The organism is Thermoanaerobaculia bacterium (assembly GCA_035717485.1).
Lineage (GTDB): Bacteria > Acidobacteriota > Thermoanaerobaculia > UBA5066 > DATFVB01 > DATFVB01.
The window spans coordinates 1-16,061 of record DASTIQ010000032.1; the positions used below are offsets into that span (position 1 = coordinate 1).

16 protein-coding genes are annotated in these 16,061 nt (G+C 69.2%); 5 read left to right on the top strand and 11 right to left on the bottom strand.

All coding sequences use genetic code 11. The features are described 5' to 3' along the window. Positions 1–31: 31 nt before the first annotated feature. A complete protein-coding gene (locus VFS34_01365; protein HET9793080.1) occupies positions 32–1,975 on the top strand; it encodes a hypothetical protein in 1,944 nt (647 codons plus the stop codon). Positions 1,976–2,005: 30 nt separating this feature from the next. Here the strand turns inward: VFS34_01365 and VFS34_01370 are convergent, their stop codons facing one another. From VFS34_01370 to VFS34_01385, 4 genes are read right to left on the bottom strand one after another with little or no spacing between them, the layout of a single operon-like run. Further along, entirely contained in the window at positions 2,006–3,442 is a 1,437-nt protein-coding gene (locus VFS34_01370) for a hypothetical protein (protein ID HET9793081.1), read from the bottom strand. Further along, a complete protein-coding gene (locus VFS34_01375; protein HET9793082.1) occupies positions 3,439–4,380 on the bottom strand; it encodes an NAD-dependent epimerase/dehydratase family protein in 942 nt (313 codons plus the stop codon). The genes VFS34_01370 and VFS34_01375 overlap by 4 nt, the downstream gene beginning before the upstream one ends. Beyond that, positions 4,377–5,144 (bottom strand): glycosyltransferase family 2 protein, encoded by a 768-nt coding sequence (locus tag VFS34_01380; GenBank protein ID HET9793083.1) that lies wholly within the window; start codon positions 5,142–5,144, stop codon positions 4,377–4,379. The genes VFS34_01375 and VFS34_01380 overlap by 4 nt, the downstream gene beginning before the upstream one ends. Further along, positions 5,137–6,279: a bifunctional UDP-4-keto-pentose/UDP-xylose synthase gene (locus tag VFS34_01385; protein ID HET9793084.1), complete on the bottom strand. Its 1,143-nt coding sequence runs from the start codon at positions 6,277–6,279 to the stop codon at positions 5,137–5,139. Before VFS34_01385 ends, VFS34_01380 begins: the two co-directional genes overlap by 8 nt. A 712-nt stretch (positions 6,280–6,991) precedes the next feature. Here VFS34_01385 and VFS34_01390 point away from each other — a divergent pair. Next, complete coding sequence (locus VFS34_01390) at positions 6,992–7,426, top strand: PaaI family thioesterase (GenBank protein HET9793085.1); 435 nt, start codon at positions 6,992–6,994, stop codon at positions 7,424–7,426. 90 nt (positions 7,427–7,516) lie between these two features. On the opposite strand, the gene VFS34_01395 is transcribed toward VFS34_01390, so the two are convergent. After that, on the bottom strand, positions 7,517–7,759 hold the full coding sequence (locus tag VFS34_01395) for a hypothetical protein (GenBank protein HET9793086.1): 243 nt from the start codon (positions 7,757–7,759) through the stop codon (positions 7,517–7,519). A 406-nt stretch (positions 7,760–8,165) separates the two neighbouring features. Here VFS34_01395 and VFS34_01400 point away from each other — a divergent pair, with 406 nt between their 5' ends. Then, complete coding sequence (locus VFS34_01400; GenBank protein ID HET9793087.1) at positions 8,166–8,975, top strand: hypothetical protein; 810 nt, start codon at positions 8,166–8,168, stop codon at positions 8,973–8,975. Between the two features lie 70 nt (positions 8,976–9,045). Here VFS34_01400 and VFS34_01405 read toward each other — a convergent pair whose 3' ends face one another. The 3 genes from VFS34_01405 to VFS34_01415 all read right to left on the bottom strand — a co-directional run bounded on the left by VFS34_01405 (position 9,046) and on the right by VFS34_01415 (position 11,224). After that, positions 9,046–9,729 (bottom strand): DUF6064 family protein, encoded by a 684-nt coding sequence (locus VFS34_01405; GenBank protein ID HET9793088.1) that lies wholly within the window; start codon positions 9,727–9,729, stop codon positions 9,046–9,048. Between the two features lie 173 nt (positions 9,730–9,902). Beyond that, positions 9,903–10,715: a cache domain-containing protein gene (locus VFS34_01410; protein HET9793089.1), complete on the bottom strand. Its 813-nt coding sequence runs from the start codon at positions 10,713–10,715 to the stop codon at positions 9,903–9,905. A gap of 140 nt (positions 10,716–10,855) precedes the next feature. Then, the gene (locus VFS34_01415; protein HET9793090.1) at positions 10,856–11,224 is read right to left on the bottom strand and encodes a response regulator; all 369 of its coding nucleotides are present in this window, start codon (positions 11,222–11,224) and stop codon (positions 10,856–10,858) included. 68 nt (positions 11,225–11,292) lie between these two features. Between VFS34_01415 and VFS34_01420 the strand changes: the two genes are divergently transcribed. Together VFS34_01420 and VFS34_01425 are read left to right on the top strand one after the other, a co-directional pair. Next, positions 11,293–12,069 (top strand): exonuclease domain-containing protein, encoded by a 777-nt coding sequence (locus tag VFS34_01420; protein HET9793091.1) that lies wholly within the window; start codon positions 11,293–11,295, stop codon positions 12,067–12,069. 387 nt (positions 12,070–12,456) lie between these two features. Next, complete coding sequence (locus VFS34_01425) at positions 12,457–12,828, top strand: response regulator (protein HET9793092.1); 372 nt, start codon at positions 12,457–12,459, stop codon at positions 12,826–12,828. A gap of 7 nt (positions 12,829–12,835) precedes the next feature. Here VFS34_01425 and VFS34_01430 read toward each other — a convergent pair whose 3' ends face one another. The 3 genes from VFS34_01430 to VFS34_01440 all read right to left on the bottom strand — a co-directional run. After that, complete coding sequence (locus VFS34_01430; protein ID HET9793093.1) at positions 12,836–14,731, bottom strand: S53 family peptidase; 1,896 nt, start codon at positions 14,729–14,731, stop codon at positions 12,836–12,838. A 286-nt stretch (positions 14,732–15,017) separates the two neighbouring features. Continuing rightward, positions 15,018–15,761 carry an SIMPL domain-containing protein gene (locus VFS34_01435; GenBank protein HET9793094.1) on the bottom strand — a complete coding sequence of 248 codons (744 nt, stop codon included), beginning with the start codon at positions 15,759–15,761 and terminating at the stop codon, positions 15,018–15,020. Then, a partial coding sequence (locus VFS34_01440) for an S-layer homology domain-containing protein (GenBank protein HET9793095.1) occupies positions 15,758–16,061 on the bottom strand: 304 nt, incomplete at its 5' end. The genes VFS34_01440 and VFS34_01435, both read right to left, overlap by 4 nt.

Consider the following 16,061-nt stretch of genomic DNA (forward strand, 5'->3'; position numbering starts at 1 on the left):
GGCCGATCGACCTGTTAGGCTCCGGATAACGGTGCGTCCCCTGATCATGCTCTCGCCGGTGATCGGGTTCCCGCTCGCGGGTTTGGCCTGTGTCCTTCCCGGCCTGGCGCTCGTCCGGCGAGAAGAGTGGGCGCGCGCCGAGCCCGTCGAGATCGCGGCCATCGGCTGCGCCGGGTCGGCTTCCTGGTGGGCCGTCGGAATCTGGTTCCTCGGCACGCTGGGGATCTCGCTCACCGCCTTCGCCGTGGGCTCGCTCGCCGCCGCGACTCTCGTGCTCGCCGTGTTTCGCCGGGATGCGATCGCCGCCGCCATCGAGGCGTGGCGGGCATCCACCGCGGCGGCGCTCGGCGATCTGGCCTTCATCGCGGCGGTCGCCGGCTCGCGCGCGATCTTCGCGCTCACCCGGCTGGCCTGTTCCGTCGGCGACATGAGCGCACACGCCTACATGGCCGAGCTCGTGGTGATGCGAAACGGCCTGCCGAGCACCTACCGGCCGTTCCTTCCGATCGGAGATTTTGGTTCGTTCCCGCCGGGATTTCACGCGCTGGCGGCCATCGAGACGCTCCTCGGGGGTGTCCCGACGTATCGCTCGACCATTCACGTTCTGTGCTTCTCGCTCGCGGCGCTCACGTTCTCCCTGGTCGCGCTCCTTCGCGGAGTCGGCGTCGGCCGCGCTCACTCGGCGTTCGGCGCCGCCGGCGCTCTCATGCTCGCCCGTAATCCCCAGTTCTTCGAGCAGGCCGGCCGCGCGCCGATGCTTCTCGCGGGGGCGATCGTCTTCCTCGTGCTGCGGGATGCGCTTCGTCTCGGCGAGCGTTCGCTGTCCCTCGGCTTTCTCCTGCGGCTCGCGCTCCTGTCGGCCGGCGTCCTTCTCGTTCATCCGCTTCCGGCGGCATCCTTCCTCTACGTCCTTCCGGTTGCGCTCGCCTTCCGGATACGACGCGACCGTGCGGCATGGATCCGCGGCATGCGCAACGGCGCCATCGTGCTGATCGCGGCCGGCGCGCTGGCGATCCCGTTTTCGCGTCGCGCTCCACGCTCCGTCCCTCCCGCTGTCGCCGGTTGGGCGCGCGGCTGGTTCCGCGACGAGGTCGAGCCGGCGCTCCGACTCCAGGTTCCGACATGGCGTGCCGTCGGGATCCGGGGAGGCGTCGGCGGACGTCCCGGGCCCCAGACCTGGCCCTTCTACGTGATCGTCTACCTCGGTGTTCTGCCGGCGGCGCTTCTCGCGCTCGGCCTCACGGCGGGCCTGCTCCGCGAGCGGAGCCCGGCCGCGCCGCTGGCGGCGGCGCTCGTCGGCGTCCATGCGGTCCTGTTCACCGGGGCGCTCACCGAGACGCTGCCGCTCTGGCCGTCCCTCTACCCGACACGGATTGGAATCTGGCTCGCGCCCGCCCTCGCGATCGCGCTCGCGGAGCTGGGCTCCCGGGTGCCGGCGGACTTCCCCGGGCGCACGCGGCTGACTTGCGGCGTCCTGTGGCTGGCGCTCTTCGGGATCGAGGGACTTCGGCTTTCATCGGACCGCTTCGGGACCGCGTACTACGAATCCGCCAGGTCGGGACGCGCGTCGATCGCCGGGATACTCGCGAACGAAGCCGCAGGCGGAGCGTTCTGGATCGCGACGTTCAACCGCGCGAATGCCGTGCTCACTCCCGACGATCTCGAGGCCTTCCGATGGATTCGTGACCGTACCCCGCCCGGGGCGGTGTTCGCGACGAACACCGGCGACGGCGGAAATCTGATCCCGGCCATTGCCCACCGGGCCGTGCTCGATCCGCACTTCAACCTCTCGTTCTACTACCCGCGCGAGCTGGCGGAATGGCGCCGGACGCCCGTCGATTACATCTACGTTTCGTCCGAGCCCAGTCCCGCGCATCCGCGGCGGTACACACCCGAGAGTCTCGGTCGCGACCCGAAGGTCGATCTCGCGTTCCGCTCGGGCGAGGCGCGAGTGTACGAGGTGAAGGGACGCTGAGCACCCTCCCGGGAGGCTCGAGCGGACGGGTCAGCCTCGAATCGACTGGGCGTCAGCGGACCCCCCGGGAGCCTTGTCAAGACGTTTCGAGGTTGCCCACGCGACGCACCCGACATCGACCGCGATCATGAGATCGGTGATCGCGTGAAAGACGTAGAGCTTCCGCGACATATCGAGGGGCGAGGAGCTGAGGGTGCAGATGGCGTACGCGAGGACCCCCGTGACCAGGAGCGCCGCGACGCTGATCCGCGTCGGCGGCGGGAGCCGGCCGAAGGCGGCGAGAACGATGTTGGCGCCGAAAACGAGCGCGAGGACGAATGCGGCGTGTCGCCGGCCGAAGAGACGGAATTTCGTCCAGGCCGAGTAGGCCGAGCTCCTCGCGCCCGGCCGGAAGCCGGCCGATTTCTCGAAATTGCCGAAATCGGCGCGGAGCTCGAGGCCCGCGGGCGCCCATCGCCGGAGCGCGGCGGCCGCGCGCGCGGGCCGCTTCAGATAGAACCGGAACAGGGTTCCGTAGCCGAGCTTCGGGAAAATCGACTCCCGAACACCCGGCTTCCGGAACGGGGAGTCGGGACCCTTCGTCGTCGTTCCCGAATAACGAACGGCGGCGGGATCGAGCCCGAGCGCCGCGAGGTCGCCCCGGGGATCCGGAGATCGGGGCAGGATCTCGGAGAACACGATCTTGTAGAGCTGATCTTCCTGGAACCCGGCGTCGCCCCGCGTCCCCGCGTAGAGCGCGGCCGCGGCCGCGAAGAGCAGGACCGCGCCGGCCGCGCCGATGCGTCGGAGACCTGGCCGATACGCCAGCCAGACGCCGAAGGCCGCGAGCGGCACGCTCTGCGCGGCTTCCTGCGGCTTCGACGCGACGAAGAGCAGCGCCGCCGCGAAGTACCCGACGACGGGCCACGCGTGCCGTCTCCCGTCCTCGAGCGACTTCGCCGCGAACGCCGCGATCCAGAAGAGGAAGACGAGCGACGCGGCCTGCGTGTAGAAGCTGTTCAGCGGCGCGGCGTAGCCGACGTCGGTGAACGCGAAGACCGCGAACGCGGCCGGAGCGGCCCGAGCGGCGATCGGCAGCCGGCGCGAGGCTTTCCAGAGGACGACCCCCGCGCCGAGCAACCCGAGCGCGTGCAGCGCTCCGATCCATCGAAGGTCCATCGTTCCGCGTTCGGAGAAAGGGAGAGAGATCAGGCGGGCGATTCCGGCGAGCAGAATCTCGGAGCTGAGATTCCGGCGTCCCGACGGCGGCGCTCCGCCGTAAACACGAAAGACATAGAGGAAGTACCGGTCCTCGGGCGCGGCATCCCGCGCCGCGAGGCCGAAATGATCGAGCACCCTCGAGAAATCGCCGTTGTCCGCGAGTCCGACGATCGGCGGCAAGAGGAGCTGATGCGCGAGGATCGCCGCCGCCACCGCGAGCAGGGCGCCGCCCCACCATCGGCCGCGGTCGGAGCGATCCGCCGTCACGCCGGCGAGTCGCGCTTCCCGGCCAGGGGGAAGCTCCGTTCCATTCCGTCGCGGACCCCGATCGGGTCGTAGCCGAGATCGCGGCGCGCCTCCGAGTTGTCGGGAGAGGCGTCCTGCTCGATCCGGGTGATCGCGTATCGCGTGAGCGGCGGGTTCTTCATCGTCTTTTCCATCAGGAACGCCGCGGCGCGGCAGATCGGGAGCGGGATGTGGAGGAACGGCTTCGACACGCCCTGGTGGCGCAGGATCAGCCGTGCCAGATCTCGTATCGAGATTTCCTCGCCGCCCGTGAAGTTGTAGATCTTGCCGTGGCTCCGGGGGTTCCCGGCGATCGCGAGGAGCCCCCGTCCCATGTCGTCGACGTGGACCGGATTCTTCCGCGCGCGGCCGCTCCCGACGAAAGGGACGACGGGATATTTCAGGAGCGATCGCAGGAACCCGAGGAACTCCTCGCCTCCTTCGCGCTCGTAAACGAGGGTGGGGCGCACGATCGTCCAGGCCATCGGCTCCGCCGCGCGAACGATCGCCTCGGCCTCCGCCTTCGAACGGGCGTATTCGGAGATCGGGTCGATCGCCGACGTCGACGAGACGAACACGAAATGCCGGACGCCCGCGCGCCGGGCCGCGTCGACCATGTTCCGCGTGCCCCCGGTGTTGACGCGGGCGAAGACCGAAGGATCGTTCGAGAGGATCACGCCGGCGAGATGGAAGACCGTCGTCACCCCATCGAAAGCGGCGGCGAGCGTTTCCGGCTTCGTGATGTCGCCGAAGGCGATCTCGGCGTCAACACCGGACAGCCGGGAGACCCAGCGGTCGCCCGGAAGCGCGAGGGCCCGGACGCGGTGGCCGGCGGCGACCAGATCCTTGACGAGCCGGGAGCCCATCACTCCGACGCCCCCCGAAACGAGGATCGTCTCCCGCGTCGAGGCCGGTGTCATCCCGCCTTCCGTGCGATCGAGGGATTCGAGCCCGCGAGGAGCGCGGCGTATTCGCCGCGTCCGTGGCGCCGCACCACCCGGAGGACGTCGAGCCCGTAGGCGATCGGCTTCAGATGCGAAACTTCGTCTGCGTAGATCGTGGGGATGGGGACTTCGACGATGCGGAGCCCCAGGGTCTGCGCGCACACCAGCATCTCGAGATCGAAATCGAACGACTCGGAGAGTCGCGGGAAGGGTATCGCCGCGAGGGTCCTCCGCGAATAGAGCATGTACCCGCTGTGGAACTCCGCCATCCGCATGCCGAACGCGCGGTTCTCGATCGCGGTGAGGATCCGGTTCGCGGCCCACTTGTAGAGGGGCATGCCGCCGGCGATCGCCCCGCCGCCGAGCATCCGGGATCCCTGCACGAGATCCGCGCCTTCCGCGCGGAACGGCGCGAGGAGCTCCGGCAGGCTCTCCGGCGAATACTGACCGTCGGCGTGGAGAATGACCGTGATCTCCGCCCCGGTCTCGAGCGCGTGCGTCAGGAGCGTCTTGACGGCGCCCCCATACCCGCGGTTCACGGGATGCCGAAGGACGGTGACCGAGGGGCGCGCCGCCTGCACTCGCCGCGCCGCGTCGAACGTGTCGTCCCGGCTCCCGTCGTCGACCACGACGAAGTCGACCGCGCGGCCCGCGATCTCCCCGGGGATCCGCGCGAACGTCCGTTCGAGCGTCCGCCCCGCGTTGAAGGCGGGGACCGCGACGAGGATCGACTCACTCAACCGGCTGGTCCGGCGCGGAAGCGGCGTCGCCCGCCCCCGGGATCCCGAGCGCCGGCGAAACGGCCGGCGCGGACTTGCGGCGCGCGCGCACGTAGAACTCCATCGTCGGGATCAGCATCTCCTCGAGGCTCGTGCGCGGATGCCACCCGAGCAGGCGCTCGGCCTTCCGGATGTCGGGAATGCGCCGGTCGGAGTCCTCGTAACCGTCGCCATAGAAGTCCTTCGCGGGGACGTCCACGGCGGGAGGCTGTGTCTGCCCGTCGAGCGCGAAGCGCCGTTCGTAGAGGGCCCGCATGCGCTCCGCGAGGTCCCGGATCGAAGTCTCGTTTTCGGGAGAGCCGATGTTGAAGATCTGCCGGTCGCACACGCCGCCCGGGTTCTCGACGATCCGCGCGACGCAGTCGACCGCGTCGCGGATGTAGGTGTAGCAGCGCCTCTGCCGCCCGCCGTCGACGAGCTGCATCGGCTTGCCGTCGAGGAGCGCCTCCATGAAGAACGAGAACACCCTGGGCACGCCGTCGGTCTCCCCGGGAAGGTAATCGATCTTCGGTCCGATGAAGTTGAAGGGGCGGATGATCGTGTAATTCAGGCGTCCTTCGAGGCCGTAGGCGTGGAGGACCCGTTCGAGGAGCTGCTTCGCGCAGGCGTAGATCCATCGATGACGCCCGACGGGGCCCATGATGAGATCGGTCGAATCCTCCGCGAAGGTGGCGTACGCAGGGTTCTCGGGGTCGGCGAGCCGGTCGCCGAGCACGGCGGCCGGCGTCTTGCCGTAGACCTCGCAGGAGGAGAACTGGACCAGGCGTCGTCCCTCGCGAACGCACGCTTCCGCGATCCGCAGATTCTCCTGGAAGTTGAGGCGGAACACGTCGAGGGGATCGCGGACGTAGATGCCGGGATTTGCGTGCGCCACGAGATCGATCACGACGTCGGCGCCGGCGACCGCCTGATCGAGATCGAGCGACCGATCCGCGACGCTTCGCTCGAGAAACGTCAGGCCAGGCTGGCCGAAGAGATCTTCGATCTTGTCGGAATGGATGTCGACGACGGTCACCGCATGCTCGGCTTCGAGCAGGCGCTCGGTCAGGTGCGCTCCGATGAAACCGCCTCCGCCGAGACTCAGGATCTTTGGCATCACTCCTCCACGACGTGTCCGAATGGAAACGGATAGTAAGACGAGTTTCCGGGTTTTCGCCGGGTCCAGGCACAGAAATCGAGGAAATTCGCCTGTCGGGCGGGAAAGCGCACACGGCTAACCTGCTGATTCAGGGGACATCCTCATCTTTCGTCGTGCGATCCTGACGGTCGTTCTGCGGTTCAGATCCTATCGGAGGAACCAGGATCTCAGAATCGACCTCCGAGTCCGAATTTCTGTCGGCGATCGCCCGAAGCCTTCTGCCGTCCCGGCCCGGCCGACTCCGTCCGGGCCCGGACGCTCAATCCCGGCGGTATCCGGATCCCCCCGAGAGCAGGGGACTTTCACGACGTCCTCTCCCAGCGTTCCCCGACCCACCTCGACACCTCGAAGATCCTGCCCTGAAGCGAATACGACGCGCCGCACGAACAGCGGAAGTCGGGAACGATTTCGTGGCGTGGGCGCGGCTCGATCCGGACGACGAAAGTCTCGCCACACCGGCACTCGATCCGGACGGGAATCCATCCATCGGTATCCACGCTTCACTCGTATTCATCGCGGACATCACGTTTCGGGGACACGGGCTCGGACGCGGCCGCCGCGTTTGCCCCGCCGATGAAAGTTCTGTTCAGATCCTGGGGAGCAGGCAGGACGGCCCTCTTCGGGCTCCCGCAATTTTGGAAAAATCGGTGTCGCGCCTTACGCTCTTCGAATGGACAGCGAAGAGCACTTCCGCCGCCTCGAGCGGCTCTATGCGGCCGCACCGATCAACCGCTATTTCGAGCCGGTGCTCCGGATCTCGGACGGCCGAGCGGAGCTCGCCATCCCGGTCAAGCCCGACTTCTTCCACGCCGCCGGGGCGGTACACGGGTCGGTGTATTTCAAGGCGCTCGACGACGCCGCGTTCTTCGCCGCGAACTCGCTCGTCTTCGACGTGTTCGTCCTGACGGCATCCTTCAACGTCTGGTTCACGCGGCCGGTCTCGGAAGGGGAGCTCCGCGCGACGGGGACCGTCGTCCATCGTTCGACGAACCTCATCGTCGCCGACTCCGTCGTGCTCGATTCGAAGGGACGCCAGATCGCCCGCGGCACCGGCTCCTTCATGCGAAGCCGGATCCCTCTCACCTCCGAGATCGGATACGCATAGCGGCCGGCCGGCGACGCCCGTGGCGTCACCGTCACCGGCTCTCGCGTGGCGGACGGCCGAGGCGTTGCCGCTCGACCGACGAAGTCCTCGTCAAGGCGCCGGTTTCGCGACGACGACCCTTCCGATCCCTTGCCGGGTGGCGTCGGCGATGGCGCGCTCCGCGCCTCGCGGGTCCGCCCCCCGGTCGAGGAGCAGGGAAACGACCTCCGCGGGCGCGCCGAGGCGTCCCGGCGGCGAAAGAATCCGCTGCCCCCCCTCGTCGACCTGAAAGACGCTGAACCGGGGCCGCCCGCCCGGTTCGATCGGACTGCAGTGGACCCAGTACTCCTCCATGGGCAAAGCTCTCCTTGTTCTCTTCATCGGGACAGAACCGAAACGGGGACAACGCGATCGGGGGAGCGGATATGTCACTGCAAACATTCGGGATGCACGGGCGAACCGCCGTTTTGAGGCATCTGCAATAATTCCATCCCCAAAGGCAACGGAAGGAGAGAGCCCATGGCCGTCGCGGCAGACCGTCGTTCGGGAAGGGATCGCCGCCGGAAACCCCGCGCGGGAGTACCGGATCGGCGTTCCGGCGAGGAGCGGCGCAAGCGGCAGACTCCCGGGTCGCCGCGGCGTCGAGCCACCGATCCGAAGTAGGAGAGTTTCCCGGGATTGCGGTTCGTGCGATCCGACGCCGCCCTGGTCTGCGGCGTCCTCTCGGAGCTGGCGTCGCATTCGCAGGACCGGACGGGGCATGACCGCCGTCCGCGTGTTCGTTGCCTCCGCTCTCCTCGCCGCTTTCGGCTCGGCCGCGGATCCGCCGCGCGCCCCGCTCGCGGTGCGGTTCCGGGAGGCGACGGTTCACGGATTCCTCGCGCTCGGGACGCTCGACGGAAAGATTCTCGCCGACGGCGATTCGATCCAGTTCGTCCGGGGAGACGTCGTCACGAACCGCCTCGTCTTCCACTTTCATGACGGATCGCTCCAGGAGGAGACCGCCACGTTCCGGGAGCGCGGATCGTTCGAGCTCCTGACCGACCGCCTGGTCCAGAAGGGTCCGTCGTTTCCCCGTCCGGTCGAGCTGGCGATCGATCGTCCGACGGGACTGGTGACGGTCAGGGACACGGGGAAGGACGGCCGGCCGAGGGTGACGGAAACCCGGATGTCTCTTCCGGCGGACCTCGCCAACGGCCTGATCGTGACGTTGATGAAGAATCTTCCCGATCGCCTGGGAGTCGCCACGATGACCATCGTCGCGGCGACTCCCAAACCGGCACTCGTGAAGCTCGTCGTCAGCCGCGATGGAGAGGATTCGGTCTCGGTCGGGACCCTCTCGCGGAAACTCACCCGCTACGTCGTGCGGGTCGATCTCGGTCCGATCAAGAACGCTCTCGCGAAGCTGCTCGGCAAGTTCCCGCCCGATACGCGCGTCTGGATTCTCGAAGGAGAGGCGCCGACGTTCGTTCGATCGGAAGGGCCGTCGTTCCTGGGAGGCCCCGCGTGGCGGATCGAACTGACGAGCCCGAGATGGCCGAAGTCGACGGCCGCCTCCGCCCGCCGCTGAGGGTCGGCCGTTCGCGGCTCGGTCCGCCGCGCCGTCCGCTTCGATCCGGGACCCGGGGCGAAGCGGGAAATCAGACGCGGCGACGCCGCTTCCGGCGGCGCTCTCCGACGATGTCGGCGACGATCGCCGCCCCGGCGAGTCCGAGCGAATAGTCGGGGACCATCCCGAGAAGGATCGCCGCCGACCCTCCGAAGACGCACCAGACGAGCGGCGCGGCCGACAGGATCTCCCGCAACTCCGCTTCTCCGCGAAGAAAGACGCCCGTGGTGAAGAGGACGGTGGGGCACGGTACCCCGAACGTCGGCAGGCGCGGCCAGCGACCGCCGCCCGCAGCGGCGGCGAAGGGATAGAGGACCGCGGCCAGGAGGAACGCGGCTCCCGCCGCGGGACGCCAATTCACCGCGAAGGACCTTCGCTCGCCGAGGGGGCGAGGAGCGTGCGCCGCGGAACGGAGACCTCTCCCGAAGACGGCGACTCCCGCCAGGAGCAGGCTTTCGACGCCGAAGAGAATCGCGAAGCCGAGCGCGGCCGGATTGACCTTCCGGAAGAACACGCCGTGATAGGCGACCGAATTCCAGAGCCAGAGAACGGCGAGGTAGCCGGCGACGAACCGGCCTCCGGGCGGACGCCGGCCGAGCATCCGAACCGCGAGGAGCGTGGCCACGAGCCAGAGGAGGAGCGCGGCCGGCCAGAGGGCGCCGTTGTAGGCCGCGAAGACGTCGAGGAACTGGGAGCGCGTGAAGGGCAGTTTCATCGATTCACGCCGATTGTGCTCCATGGCGGCCCGCTTCTTCGAGACGGGGAGCCCGCTTCCTCATCCGACCGGGCGCCGTCGGAGGGCGGGGAGACGCGTCGGGTCCCCCGGCGAGACGGGCGGAGGACGGACGTCGAGACCGCGGGCCGCTCGGCCGGAATCGTATCCCCGTCCTACGGCTGCCGTCCGCCGACTCCCAATGCGTACCACCACCCCGTGACCCTGGATTTCCGGTAGAGCATCGTGCGGCTCCGGCCGCGAAACGTGTACGTCACCGTTCCCTCGTCGCTCGAGAGGATCCGCGCGAAGGCGCGACGCATCGTTTCGTCGCCGAGCTTCATCGGTTCGGTGAAGATCATCGAAGGATCCGAGTGGAGGGCCCCGATCGGCTTCCCGTCGATCGCGAAGAAGACGAGGTCGGGCTCGAGCCCTCCCATCTCTCCGCGGACGATTTCGCCGAGCCGGTCGAGGTACACCGACGCGCCGAGCGCGCCCACGACCGATTCGCGCGGACCGCCGCGAACCGGGACCGCCACGATCGCCGTGTTGCGGGTCGTGGACTGGCTGACGACGAGATCCCCCAGAACGGCGCGCCCCGCGAGGAGCCGGGGAAAATACTCGCGCCTGGCGATGTTACCGGGCGCTCGTCCGATCGGCGCGGTCCAGTATTCGCCGTCGGGGCGCGCGAACCAGAGGACGGCCGGAACCGTCACTTCCGCCGCGCGGGCGAGCGGCCGGCGAATTCGCTCCCAGTCGCCCGATCGCACGTCCTCGGTTTCCGCGAGAAGCCGGAGGACGTCGGCGGTCTTCTGGAGATGTCCATCGGCCAGCGAGATGAACGCCTCGAGCGCGACGTTGCCGCCGACCGAGAACGGCGCCGCCGTGCGCGCGCCGGATTTCCCGGCGGGAGGCGTTTCCGCCCCGGCCGCGGCGAAGCCGGCGGCGATCGAGAAAGAGAGAATCGCGAGTTGTCGAAGGCGGAGCATCGGTTTCCTCCTCGGGGCGCGCGATTTGCGATCGTTCGGCGCCGCGGCGTCCCGATCTTCCGCCGGCGATCGGCCGGGCGAAAGGTGCAGATGGATCAACGGCGCCCGTCGAAAACCCGCTCCGGAGCCGGAGTCCCTCCTCAGCGGCAGTATTCGCGGACGGTCCGGAGGAAACGTTGCGGTTCGACGGGCTTCGACAGGATCGCGACGACGCGGGACTCCGAGAGGTCCCGCGGGATCTTCTGGAGGGCCGAAAAGATGATGACCGGGATCGAGGCGATGTCCGGCTCGAGCCGACGCGCCTTCAGGAACTTCTCGCCATCGACCATCGGCATCATCATGTCGAGCACGATGACCTTCGGGCGGAGTCCCTCCGCGAGCTCCGCGAGCGCCTCCGCGCCGTTCTCGGCTTCGGCGACCCGAAGCCCGTCGACCTCGAGGAGAGCGACGGCGGCTTCCCGCACGGCGCGGTCGTCTTCCACGATCAGCACGTCGCAGGAGACGGTCATCACGCGGGATCCTATCAACGCGGCGGGCCCACGCCGGGAACGCGCGGGCGGGAGACTAGAATGATCTCGTGCTCCACGAAGTCCTCACGCTCACGCGGCCTCTCGTCGTGCTCGACACCGAGGCGACGGGGACGTATCCCGCCCGCGACCACGTGGTCGAAGTCGCGTTCGTGAAGTTCCATCCCGACGGGCGGCGCGAGGTCTTCCACCGCCGCGTCCGGCCGCCGATTCCGATTCCCCCGGAGGCGACGCGCATTCACGGGATCTCCGACACGGATGTCGCGGAGCTGCCCTTCTTCCCGGCGCTCGCGCGTGAGATCGCGGACTTCCTCGCGGGGTGCGATCTCGCGGGATACAACATCGAGGGGTACGATCTTCCGCTCCTGCAGATCGAGCTCGCGCGCGCCGGAATCGACTTCGACGTGAGCGGCGTCTCGATCATCGACGCCCAGCTCGTCTTCCACAAGGAGGAGTCCCGGACGTTGTCCGACGCGATGCGGCTCTACGTCGGACGCGCTCATGAGAACGCGCACAGCGCGCTCGCGGACGCCGAAGCGACGGCGCTCGTGATCGCGGGCCAGCTCGGCCGGTACCCGCAGATGCCGCGGACGCCGCGGGACGTCGCCGCCCGGTATCCGCCGCCGCGGGGAAGGCGGATCGACCCGGAAGGAAAGCTCGTCATGCGCGATGGGACCGTCTACGTCAATTTCGGCAAGAAACATCACGGGAAATCGTTCGACCAGGTCCGCGGTGAAGACCCGCATTTCTTCGACTGGGTGCTGTCCGGAGACTTCTCCCCGGCCGTGAAGCGCTGCGTGCGCGAGTACCTCGCCGGCGACCGCTGACGGACGGTCGGCCGCGCGGCGCCCTCCGCTGGAACCGCGCCGCCTCCCACGGCGCAATCCTCCTCCGCTCGGTTACTTCGCGGAGACCAATCGCGCCGTGACCTCCGCGGCTCGGCCCAAGCCCTCGACCGCTGCGGCGCCCCACGGGGACCGCGACGAAAAACCGACAACCGTGGGCCGCGCGGCCTCGCGCGTCGAGAACCGGCGGAGAACGCTCGGCCTCCGCGGAAGGCCGCCGGGTGCCGGCGCCGTCATCGGGGCGGACCGGAAACCGACGTCGGCCGCGCGGCGCGCTCCGCAGAAAGGGGGTCATGCGCCGCGGCCTGACTCAAATGCATCTATGCGGCGGCGGCGCCCTTTTCCTAGAGTTGCGGCGGAACGACCGCCATGAAATCGATCCTGATCGTCGAAGACGACGCCGGGCTCCGGCAGGCCCTCGAAGAGCTCTTGAACGCCGCCGGAATACCGCATGAAACCGCGGCGGACGGGTGCGAGGCGCTCGAGAAGCTGATGCAGGGACCCACTCCGGGAGCCGTCGTGCTCGACCTGATGATGCCGGTGATGGACGGCTTCCGGTTCCTGAGCGCGAGGAAACTCGACCGCCGCATCGCGGCGATTCCGGTGATCGTCCTCACGGCCGTGCCGGAAGTCCTCGTCGACCGCGCCGACCTGAACGTGCACGAGATCATCGCGAAGCCGTGCGATCCCGAGCGCCTCGTCGAAACGGTCCGGCGTTACGCCGAGCCGGTCTCCCACTGACGCGTCGTCAGGCGGGCGGCCGGGCGCGCGTCCGGACGACGACCGGAGGGGGAGCGGCGACGACGCGCGGCCGCGGGGACGCGGCGGCGGTCCATCCGAGGACGAGCGCTTTCGCGTCGACGGATCCCAGTCCCGTGACCCGATCGTAGCCGGGCCCCGCGGAGAAGCCGGTCACCCCGGGGACGCTGTTGTCCCCGGACACGATGTCCCGGAAGGGACGGGCGCTTCCCCCGGAGAACTGCGCCGACGCCATCCGGTAGAACACCGGGTTCGCGTTTCCCTGCCGCGCGCCCGCCTGCGACTGCACGACGAGCGCCATCAGTCCCGCGAAGGCCACCGTGGAAGCGGAAGTGCCGTTGACCACGTAGACGGTTCCGACCGAGGGGTCGTACTTCTGGAAGACGACGTAGCCGTCGTGCGCGGCCGCGTTCAACGAAACGTCGGGCGTGTCGCGCCGGCCGTCGTCGGGGACGCCGGGCGCGCGCTGCCACGACGGCTTCTCGTAGATCCCGCTCGGCCCGCCGCCCGTCGCGAGGAGCCCGGAGCCTCCCGGTTTCGTCCCGCTCTCGTTCCAGGCGATTTCCGGGACGGGAGACATCAGCGATTCTCCGGTGGCCGGGTCTTCGGTCGGCGACCACCAGCGGGCCGGATCGGCCTGGTCGTCGAGCCCGGTCCCGCCGACGCACACGTTCCACGGCGTCGAGCAGAGGCCGGAGACCGCGAGCCCGGTTCCGCGGTCCGCCGACGGGTCGTCGCACCCGGCGGCGCCGCTGTCGCCGGACGGCACGAACACCGTGATCCCCTGCGCCGCCGCCTGTTTCCAGAGCGCCTCGTAGAAAGCGTTCCCCGAGCCGAGATCGCGCTCGCAGAGGCCGAAGCTCGAGGACAGGATCGGCGCGATGTCGTGGTCGACGGCGTACTGCGCCGACAGGTCCGCCGCGTCGGAAGCGGTCGTCGATTTCGAGATCACGAACCGGATCGTGGCGTTCGGCGCCACGGCGCCCGCCCATTCGACGTCGAGATCGGCCTCGCTCTCCTCCATCTGTCCGTCGGTGCCGGTGCCGCTTCCGAGGTCGCCCGGATCCGTGCCGTTGTGGACGAAGACCGGATCGTTGGCGGGAAGTCCGAAGAAGAGGCGAAAGTTCCGCACGTCCGCGATCTGGATGTCGGTGCGCCCGACGACGGCGATCGACACGCCCCGTCCGTCGATCCCCAGATCGTAGAGCGGCTGGACGTCGTACATGACGGCGAAGTCGGCCGGTCCCATTCCGTGGTCGCCTCCCTGGAAGTCGACCTCGGGCCGGCGCGCCGCCACGGGGGGGCCGATCTGAGCGTGTTTCTTCGGGAAGTCGTCGAGCGAGAGGACGCCGCGAATCACGGAACCGAGCGCCCGCGGGATCGTCGGCGGAGAGACGTTGCCGTGCCGGAGCCGACCCTCCTGCCAGAATTCGTGGATCGGCGAACCGAACGCTTCCTCCACCTGGCCCGCGGTGCCGCTGATGTGGATCCACTGGCGGCCGGCCGCGACGTCGTCGACGGCGAAACCGTGCGCCTGCACCCAGTCGAGGACCGTCGCGATCGCGTCGTCCGAGGCGCCGAAGCGCCGTCCGAATTCCCCGGGCGTGATCCAGCGGTGGTAGTCCGGCGATGCGGGGTTCTGCTGCGCCTCGAGCAGCCTCGCGAGCTCGCCCTCCGCGCCCGCGCGAGGCCGCAGGGCGAGGGTGATCCGCTCGAGGGGCAGGTCGGGAGAGCCGGGCCCGAGGTCGCGCGCCGTGCGCGCGCCCGCGGGGACGCCTCCCGCGCGCACGCGGTCGCCTTCGTCGACCGGGAACCGCGCCGACGCGGACGCGGCGACGAGAAGAGCCAGAGTCAGGAAACCGAGGGTCCGACGGGGTTGTGTCATTCCGGGCGGGGGCTGCGAATCCCGTGCCCGCCGCGAGCCCTCCGATTCCGGAGTTCCGGCCCAAACCTCCGGGGGGCTCTGGGATGGGAGGGCGGCCTGCACGACCTGGAGAACCACGATCTGGAGAACAGGTATGGACGCGAAAACATGCCAGCGGTTATACGGCTCCGGGGGAGAGGGCGTCGGTCGAGAAGCTCCCGCGGCGGGTCCGTCGGGCGGCCGGCAGAACGGGAAGGGGGCGGGGACCGCCCGTCCCGCGCGGGGTGCGCGCTCGGACGCGCCGGATTCAGGGTCCGCGCGGGCTGATTTCGAAGACGATTTCGACCTGGGCTCGTTCGGACAGCTCTCCCGATTCGATCGGCGGAGCCGGGGCCATCGACGCCATCGCGCGCGCCATCATCGGTCTCGGAACGGGGCCGCCGGAGCTCTCCGAGATCGACACGACGGGGCCGACCGCGACGCCGCTCGCCCGGGCGAGCGCTTCGGCCCGCGCCCGCGCGTCGGCCACCGCGGCCTCGCGAGCCCGGGCGCGGAGCGGCCCGGGATTTTCGATCGTGAAGGCGATCCCGGAAACGGCGTTCGCGCCGGCGGCGACGGCGCCGTCGAGCACGTCGCCGGCGCGCGGAAGATCCCGGATCGTCACCTGGACGGTGTTCCGGACGCGGTAGCTGCCGGACGGGCGTCCTTCGGGCTCGCCGGCCGCCCGCGGCGGGGTCGGATTCTGTTCGAAGTTGATCGAGTACTCGACCGTCCGGATGTCGCGGGAGGCGATCCCGGCGCGCTTGATCGCCTCCAGGACGGAGCGCATGCGCCGATTCGCGTCCGAAACCGCGGCGGCGAGCTTCGGGTCGAGCGCCTCGACGCCGAGCGTCGTCACGGCGACGTCGGGGGCGCCGCTCGCTTCTCCTTCCCCGAAAACGGTGATCGTGCGCCGGCGCTCGGCGGAGGGGCGATCGGGAGGGTCGTCGGCGGTCGCCGCGCCGGCGACCAGCACCAGCAGGATCGCGGGAAGGATCGGTCGATTCTTCACGGCCCGCTGATCGTGAGCTTGTACGTGTTGACGAGGAACTTCGACATCTGCTCGCGGGTGACCGGCTGGCCCGGGGTGAAGGTCCCGTCCCCGTTGCCGTCGACCACGTTCTTCGACCAGAGATAATAGACGTACCGGCAGCCGGCGTCGGAATCGGGCACGTCCGTGAACGCGTTCGGCAGGCCGTCGGTGCAGTCGTACGCGCGGCCGTTGCCCGGATCCGGGGCCTTTGCGGGGACATTGGCGTTGCCGCCAGCCAGGTCGCGGGCGAGCATGACCGACATCGATCGCCGGATGATG